The organism is Leptolyngbya cf. ectocarpi LEGE 11479, assembly GCF_015207065.1.
Taxonomy (GTDB): Bacteria; Cyanobacteriota; Cyanobacteriia; order Phormidesmidales; family Phormidesmidaceae; genus Leptothoe; species Leptothoe ectocarpi.
The window spans coordinates 1-7,541 of sequence record NZ_JADEXP010000316.1; the positions used below are offsets into that span (position 1 = coordinate 1).

Here is a 7,541-nt window from a genome sequence, read left to right on the forward strand (position 1 = left end):
CATAATCCTGTTTATTGAGATATAAATTTGAGGGCTGAAAATCTTTACCTATAGTCAACTGACACGTCGGATCTAACTGAATGATGGCCTGTCGCCGTCGCCAGAATGTTGATGTTGGCCATCTTTGCTCAAGTTGATAATAGCGAGTCCAAACATTTAGATACTCCTGGAAATTACGTAAACTGTTGGCTTGATAGTTATCCAAAGAACTTGTTTGTTCAGTCAGCCAACCGCAGGCAAGTCGTGCTGCTTGAATTCCCGTATCTAAGGCACTGGGAATCCCCCGTGCTGATAACGGATCATAGGAAATAGCTGCATCACCCGCCGCAATCCAATTGTTGCCATACATTTTATCTAAATGGGCTGTATTGGCCGGGAATAAACGTATAGAACTCGTAAATTGGCATCGATTAGCACGCTTGACTAAATGCTGAGTTTTGCGTAACCCATTGAGCCAGTTTTCTGATTTATTTAGCTTATCTCTTTGAATCAAATCTGAATCACTCAAATAAACAAATATTGCCCGTTGATTGGGGAGCTTAGCAGAATACCACCAGCCATGCTCACAGGCTTCGATTTCTGTAAAGCTATCATCATCTTTATCAATTTCACCAATACCCACAACACCGACTAAATGATCATATAGTAAACGGCGAGAACCTTGATGGCGTGCCAGAACAGCACTTTTACCGGTGGCATCGATACAAAATTTTGATCGTAATATCCCTCTAGAGGTTTTAATTTGCCAACCTTGAGCTGTAGAACTGAGATGTTCTAATTTTGTTTCTGTCAGTAAGGTCCCACCCCTATCTACAACAGCGTTAGCTAGGGTTTGATCAAATGTTTTTCGATTTAAGCTTATGCCCTGACCGTGTACAGTGTACATGAAATCCAGCGAATGCATTTCATCACTGTTCCAAGCTGCTCGAATACCAAACGAAGAGCGATGTTGGTCAAGCTGATCAGCTATGCCTAAGTAATCAAGTAAGGGAGTAACTCCTGGAGAAAGAGATTCTCCAATGCGAAAATTTTCATAGTCTGACTTTTCGACTACAACTACTGATAGATTGGAATACTTAAGCAGAACAAGAGCGGCAGCAGTTCCGGCAGGCCCCCCGCCTAAAACTGCAACATCAAATTGACTATCTAACATGTGACTTTTTCTTAGGCTCTATTTCTAGTCTTAGGGATCTGCGGCTAAATAATGTACCCGATCAAGCCGGTTTCGACTTCGCCCCACATTCCAGATTCGAGAGTTGAGCGAAGTCGAAACTCGACCTACGGGTATTTCATTTTCTAGCCAACTCCTTATGTTACTGAAACGTGTACTAGGGGTATCTATCTAGCTGTTAGCTACTATTTGCTAGTACTAGAACTCACTTTTTCTTGTTTTAGAAGACTTTGAGCAATCTGATTGACATTGCGCTCCACTTCTACATAGTAGGGATAATTCTCTGTGCCTTGATTGACAATGAACCCAAGGGCAGACCATTGGGTTGTTGTATCGTTGAAACTACTAATACCACGATGATAGAGCGCTTGCTGACCAGCACCCGTTACAAATGAAGCACCAGCAGGGGTCGCATTTCTAGTGATGAATGACTCCAACACTTGTTGATTGCCGTCAGATGGTCCAATAAATGTATTATACGGACTCTGGGGGGGCCACCAATAAACGTAGTAAGTCGGAGGGGCTTCCATACCAGAGTTATCATCCTGGTTGTACATAGGATCGAGCAGGCTAGGCGTTTGAACTGTACAGTCGAAGAAGTCTGCCTGCCAGGGAATAGCCATGCGTTTGGTTAAATCACCTGGTTGACAACCAGCTGGGATTAACTTGCCATTTTTTCCCTTGGTTGGTACACACTCATCGCGGGGAGGAAGAGTATAGGCGAGGCCGTTCGTGTTGTAGTTAGTGACAAATTTTTGGTTGACTGAGTCAGCAGTATTCGTATATGGCGTGCTGGAGTATGCATCGTAGTCATAATAGTCGACGGCTATCTGATAAGGGGCCTGATATAGGTAGGGGTTACGAATGGTCCAGCACACTTCAATGCCAGGTGCATTGGGGGCTCCTACACAGTTACCAACAACACCATGGTCAATTGATTCAACGTGGCTTGTTGGGGTGTTATAAGTGGGAGAAGAACACGTGGATGTAAATTTACCCATTGCCCACTGATATAAAAAGAAGTACTGGGTCAAGGTTAATGCCTGGAATTTATAGATGGGTCCATCATTAACAATAGAATTATCTCCAGAGTTGAGCGGCATCAGTGGTAGCTGGGGAACATTGCTATCACCATTGTTGGTATAGAAGAGCTGATTCGGACCGTTGGGTAATCTATTATCATTGGCAGCGACCTGGCCAATCAGCTGATCGTAGTATTCTGGTGGTACTGGCACACGAAACCACAGAAAATACTCCAGCAGGTTTGCCATTTCCTGGGCATAGTTTGAATCTGTAGATTGGGGTACGTGACTTGTATCAAATCCAGGATTCGCAAACTCAATCATTGAAGGCACATTGGCCACCCAACGGTAACTTTGTGGTCGCTGAATAATGGGTAGAATATCTCTCTCGTAGTTGGGCTGAAAGTTTGGATTAAAGTTTCTGAAGATAATCGGTAGTGTCGAGTTTAGAGAATCGGCTATGGGGACCAGCTCAGGAGGTAAGGATGTGGTCGATGTTGATGGTATTTGAAATGTGTTGTCATAGCCACCACTTGGGTTATAAAGGTCAGGAAAAAACTGTTGGTGGCGCACAGCAACGTCAAAGAGAATGTCATCCATGGTGATAATATTCACCAGTTCTGGCGCTACCTTGGGGCTACCAATAATTAACCAAGCTGGTTCTAAGTCTATATACGTGTTATCTGATAACTTCAGGGTTGCGATCACATACCCATCGGCGATGTCATCATAGTAGCCTGCTGCCCCACGAAATGTGGTGATGGGATCTTTTCCATTTTGAACGGCACCATGACCGCCAAGGGCTATCAGCCTACCATCGCTATCTGTAAAAATCCTACCAAGGTTAGTAATTTCCGTACTAGTCTCTGGAACCGGAAAGTTTCCAGAGGTTGACTGATCGTATTTGATGTAATCAGGTGAGGATGTTTGTCCGAAAGGAGCTGCACTGGAGGAATAGTTAGGACTGCTAGGATTACCAGGAATATTGTATTTAGAAAAGTCTACGCCCTGATCAAATCCGAGGTTGGTAGAGGCGTGAACTGTTCGAGGCCCTGGGTCAATGAGAAGCTGATAGCGCTCATCACTTTTTGTCTTTGGATTGTTGACAGGGACATTGTTGTTCTGATAGCTGTTGAGATTTGTCGAAGGATCATAATCAAACTTATATGCTTGACTGTCTGCATCGTAGGTACCACCAAACATCAAGTCGCCTTGCAATTCGCTAAATGTGTACCATGAGGCTTTTTTGCTAGCGATATGTACAGTCCATTGGATGTCAGTGACCGTATTATCTGAAATTAGGCTACCTACTTTTATTTCTGTAGGGTTATCTGCCTCTGAACTGGCATAAGCATAAATCTTAAAACAGGCTGCCTGTCGCTTTATTCGTCCTACATCGTCCTTATATTGACTGACTGCAGTTGTTGTAGCACTTTGGGTAGCAGAATCCCAAGTTGTAGGTAAACCACCTGTGGTCTCTGGGCCAAGATAAAATTCTTCAGGGCTGTTGCCAAGTCGAGCAACTCCAATTTTGGGATGAATTTCAAAGACTGAAAATGTTGTGGCATCAGTAGTCATGGATTGTTCTTTCCTAATGACAAAGCAATGAAATAAATCAGATCGAAAAGCGCAGTATAAAAGAACACATTGAAAATATGGGCACTTTATCTCGTTGACCTTGAATTCACTGGCTTTGCCATACTACTACTTTCCATCGTGCCTGGAGAAGTACCGATTATTATTAAGTAACTTGAAACATAAATAGCAGTTTGTAGGTGGCGTAACGTAGAGGGTCGTTAAAGTCTCGGTAATGGAAAAAACCCCAGGCCACCCCCACCTGGGTAACATAGACCAGGTAGTACACCACCTCAACAATAAACAACATCCCAGGCCCTACATTCTTCGTCTCTGGTTTCGCCGGGGGATATTGCCATACCCAGCCTGGTGGTGGATAAAATGCTTGGCTAGTGGCGTCTGTCTCGGCTGTATTGGCTAGTAGAAATTTTTACAGCTCGATTCACCGCTCAAATCAGCAACGGCATAAACGGCTGATCCGTTAGCTTCGTAATCAACCGCAACATTTTTTGCTTGACGTCGCAAATGACTTAGCGGTACTTTAGTTCTCACGCCCTTGTTGGGCATGACCACAAAGCTCAATATTTAGCACTGGCGGCAGGTGCGTCAACACCGAACCGCCAGCTCACCCCCGACTGGTTCCGCAGTCCGAGGCTTGGGATACTTTATCCTATTGCTACCCCGGTTTGCACACATTCTCGGGGTAGCTAGGTCTTGAGCTTTGGTTTCTTCTCAAACATTTGGAGACCAAAGCTTATGTTTCTCGATATCACCCAGGGCGCTGTTGCGTCCGCGCTCGGCACCGATCCCCTACCCGAGCATGAATATGAAACCGTCCGGCACCTAGTATTTGGCAGTCTCACCGGGGTGCGGCTCACCATCCAAGACCTACACAACAAACACTACGCTGAGCCCAACGACTGGAGTAAACCTATCTCCACCGGACGAGCCAATGAGGTCATGGTTATTTTGACCCGCCGGGTTCGAGTTGACTGATACCCAATCCCTGTAGGCAGCGGGCAGTGCGATCTCTGCCCCATTAAGTTGGAAGCAGCCATGAAACACGGCCCTGTTGCCGGGGGAGTGGCTGCGGTGGTTGGTGCGATCGCAACTTTTGGGTACAGCGAGTTTAGCTTGGATCTGTATGGGCAAATAAAAAGCGCCTTCCCTCAGGAAAGCGCCATAATATCAGATCTGCTCGAAAGGAGAGTCTCAAACTTAAGCTGGAATACTAGGAGCCTGAAACGCGACAGGAACAGATTCGCCACCAGCTAAATCTAGAGGAAAGTTGTGGGCATTGCGTTCGTGTAGAACCTCAAAACCTAAGTTGGCCCGATTGACGACATCTGCCCAGCTGGGTAGCACCCGTCCTTGGGAGTCAAGGACAGAGTGGTTAAAGTTAAACCCGTTGAGGTTAAACGCCATGGTGCTAATGCCTAGAGCCGTAAACCAGATACAAACTACCGGCCAGGCGGCTAGGAAAAAGTGCAGCGATCGCGAATTATTAAAGCTGGCATATTGAAAGATTAGCCGACCAAAATAACCGTGGGCTGCCAGAATATTGTAGGTCTCTTCTTCTTGGCCAAACTTGTAGCCATAGTTTTGAGATTCAATATCCGAGGTTTCACGAATCAGGCTTGAGGTCACTAGAGAACCGTGCATTGCCGAGAACAATGAGCCCCCCAGAACTCCGGCAACTCCTAGCATGTGAAACGGATGCATCAGAATATTATGTTCTGCCTGGAAGACAAACATAAAGTTGAAGGTACCGCTAATGCCCATGGGTAAACCATCGGAAAAACTGCCCTGACCAATGGGGTAAATCAGAAAGACAGAGATGGTGGCAGCGACGGGCGCAGAATAAGCAATACAAATCCAGGGACGCATGCCCAGACGATAGCTCAGCTCCCATTCTCGCCCCAGGTAACACAGTAGGGCTGGAATATAGTGGAAAGCGATCATCTGATAGGGGCCGCCATTATAAAGCCACTCATCCAGGGTGGCTGCCTCCCAAATTGGATAAAAATGAAGGCCGATGGCGTTAGAGGAGGGAACAACGGCTGCTGTGATAATGTTATTACCATAGAGCAATGATCCAGAAAGGGGTTCCCGAATACCGTCAATATCGACGGGTGGGGCCGCGATAAAGGCAATGACGAAAACGGTGACAGAGACCCCCAGCAGGGGCAGCATTAGGACACCAAACCAGCCGATATACAGCCGGTTTTCAATGCTGGTGATCCAGTTACAGAATCTCTCCCACAGAGAGTTATCTTGACGTTGAAGAACAGTAGTCATTAGTCTTCACGATGAATGTATTTAAGTGACTCAGACTAGTAGACCAAAATAATATGGAAATCTTATGAAGATGGATGTGATATGGACTGACAGTGCTGCATCAGTTCTGTCTGGCAGTGGCTGTGGATGCGTTTAGCCTGCTCGACTAGTTCAGGGGGGAATGTCTGGGTCAGCTGGCGTTGCGATCGCACAATTTTTCCTGCCTTAATATTCCCCTTGGAATCACCCACACCTTTCATTCCGGTAGTTTTGAACACCTTGTACTCTTCCGTAAATGAAGCCTGGGTGTGTAAAAACTGTTGTAGTGTTTGGAGCACCTGAGGCGTATTGTCCAGGATTTGCTCATAGGTAACCACCAGCAGCCGCTGCGGATCGTTGATTAGGCGGGCATAGTCCACCAGCCTGGCCATCCGTTCGGAGTAATAATCCAAAGTATCCTGCTGATTCCAGTGGGGTTTGAGATCGGCAATGCTGGCCAGACTGCGCTCGGGTTCCCGCAGTAAAAAAATGCCGTAGACCTGTTCAGATTTAAGAAACTCGTGGTCTAAAAACTTTTTGTTGTGCAGCACCTTGTCCATCACATACTGATGGTCCATGCGCAGATTCCGCACGTCCCCCAGTGTCCGAAACTCCTGCGCCTGCCAATACACCTTTTTGAGCAACCCCTTAAAATCGTGGGCGCTGGCGTAGTTGGTGTGGGTTTCACCGTAGCCGATGACCTCAGGATTTGTAGTCAATAGGTGGGTCAACAGGGACGAGCCAGAGCGCATGTGGCTGAGCACCAGCAAAAACCGATAGGGTTTAGAGCGAAACGCGACGCCGTAGGGCCGATCAGATGACTCAATGCGATAGCGAAAGTAGGTTTGCACCCAGTCATTTTTATACTCGCGAATCCGCTGCCGCCATTGGCCTAATGCTGCTCCCATAGGTGTCACTCGTGTTACTAAACGGGCCTCTAGATCTACGTTACCCTAGCCCGTCAGATTTCTATCTCTACGCGGGCTGTAACACGCTGGTCAGCTGCTTGAGTTCTTTTAATAGCTGCTGTTCGTTGTAGGGTTTTGAGAAATAAGCCGTTGCCCCTAAATTCATGGCTAGCTTACGGTGTTTTTCACTACTGCGAGAGGTGAGCATCAAAATAGGCAAGGCCTCATAGTCGGGTTTCTCCCGAAGTTCTTCTAGCACACCGTAGCCATCGAGACGCGGCATTTCAATATCGCAGATGACGGCTTCTACCATCAGTCCGGCGACCAGTTTATCTACGGCTTCTCGCCCATCTTTGGCCTGCTCTACTAGATAGCCTGAGCGCTCTAATGTGGTGGCTAGATAACGACGGGCATGGATAGAATCGTCCACCACCAAGATCTTCGCTGTGCTGGATTTAACCGGGGGTGCGGCGGGTATAGATACGGAGGGGGCTCCGCTCTGGATCCATTCGATCAGACGGTTGGGATCCATCAGCGGGACTACTCGTC

At 46.9% G+C, this 7,541-nt stretch carries 7 protein-coding genes; 1 reads left to right on the plus strand and 6 read right to left on the minus strand.

Features of this window, described 5'->3' with window-relative positions:
- The 3 genes from IQ260_RS24095 to IQ260_RS24105 all read right to left on the minus strand — a co-directional run.
- A partial coding sequence (locus IQ260_RS24095) for an NAD(P)/FAD-dependent oxidoreductase (protein WP_193995624.1) occupies nt 1-1,153 on the minus strand: 1,153 nt, incomplete at its 3' end.
- A gap of 203 nt (nt 1,154-1,356) precedes the next feature.
- Nucleotides 1,357-3,771, minus strand: coding sequence for a LodA/GoxA family CTQ-dependent oxidase (locus IQ260_RS24100; protein WP_193995625.1), 2,415 nt, complete (start codon nt 3,769-3,771; stop codon nt 1,357-1,359).
- Between the two features lie 163 nt (nt 3,772-3,934).
- Entirely contained in the window at nt 3,935-4,078 is a 144-nt protein-coding gene (locus IQ260_RS24105; protein WP_193995626.1) for a hypothetical protein, read from the minus strand.
- 446 nt (nt 4,079-4,524) lie between these two features.
- Here IQ260_RS24105 and IQ260_RS24110 point away from each other — a divergent pair, with 446 nt between their 5' ends.
- Nucleotides 4,525-4,764 (plus strand): hypothetical protein, encoded by a 240-nt coding sequence (locus tag IQ260_RS24110; protein WP_193995627.1) that lies wholly within the window; start codon nt 4,525-4,527, stop codon nt 4,762-4,764.
- Nucleotides 4,765-4,986: 222 nt separating this feature from the next.
- Here the strand turns inward: IQ260_RS24110 and psbA are convergent, their stop codons facing one another.
- The 3 genes from psbA to IQ260_RS24125 form a co-directional block, all read right to left on the minus strand.
- A complete protein-coding gene (psbA, locus tag IQ260_RS24115) occupies nt 4,987-6,066 on the minus strand; it encodes a photosystem II q(b) protein (RefSeq protein ID WP_193995628.1) in 1,080 nt (359 codons plus the stop codon).
- A gap of 62 nt (nt 6,067-6,128) precedes the next feature.
- Nucleotides 6,129-6,992, minus strand: a complete 864-nt coding sequence (locus tag IQ260_RS24120) for a sulfotransferase family protein (RefSeq protein WP_193995629.1) — start codon at nt 6,990-6,992, stop codon at nt 6,129-6,131.
- A 67-nt stretch (nt 6,993-7,059) separates the two neighbouring features.
- The coding region (locus tag IQ260_RS24125; protein WP_193995630.1) for a response regulator at nt 7,060-7,541 on the minus strand (482 nt) is incomplete at its 5' end.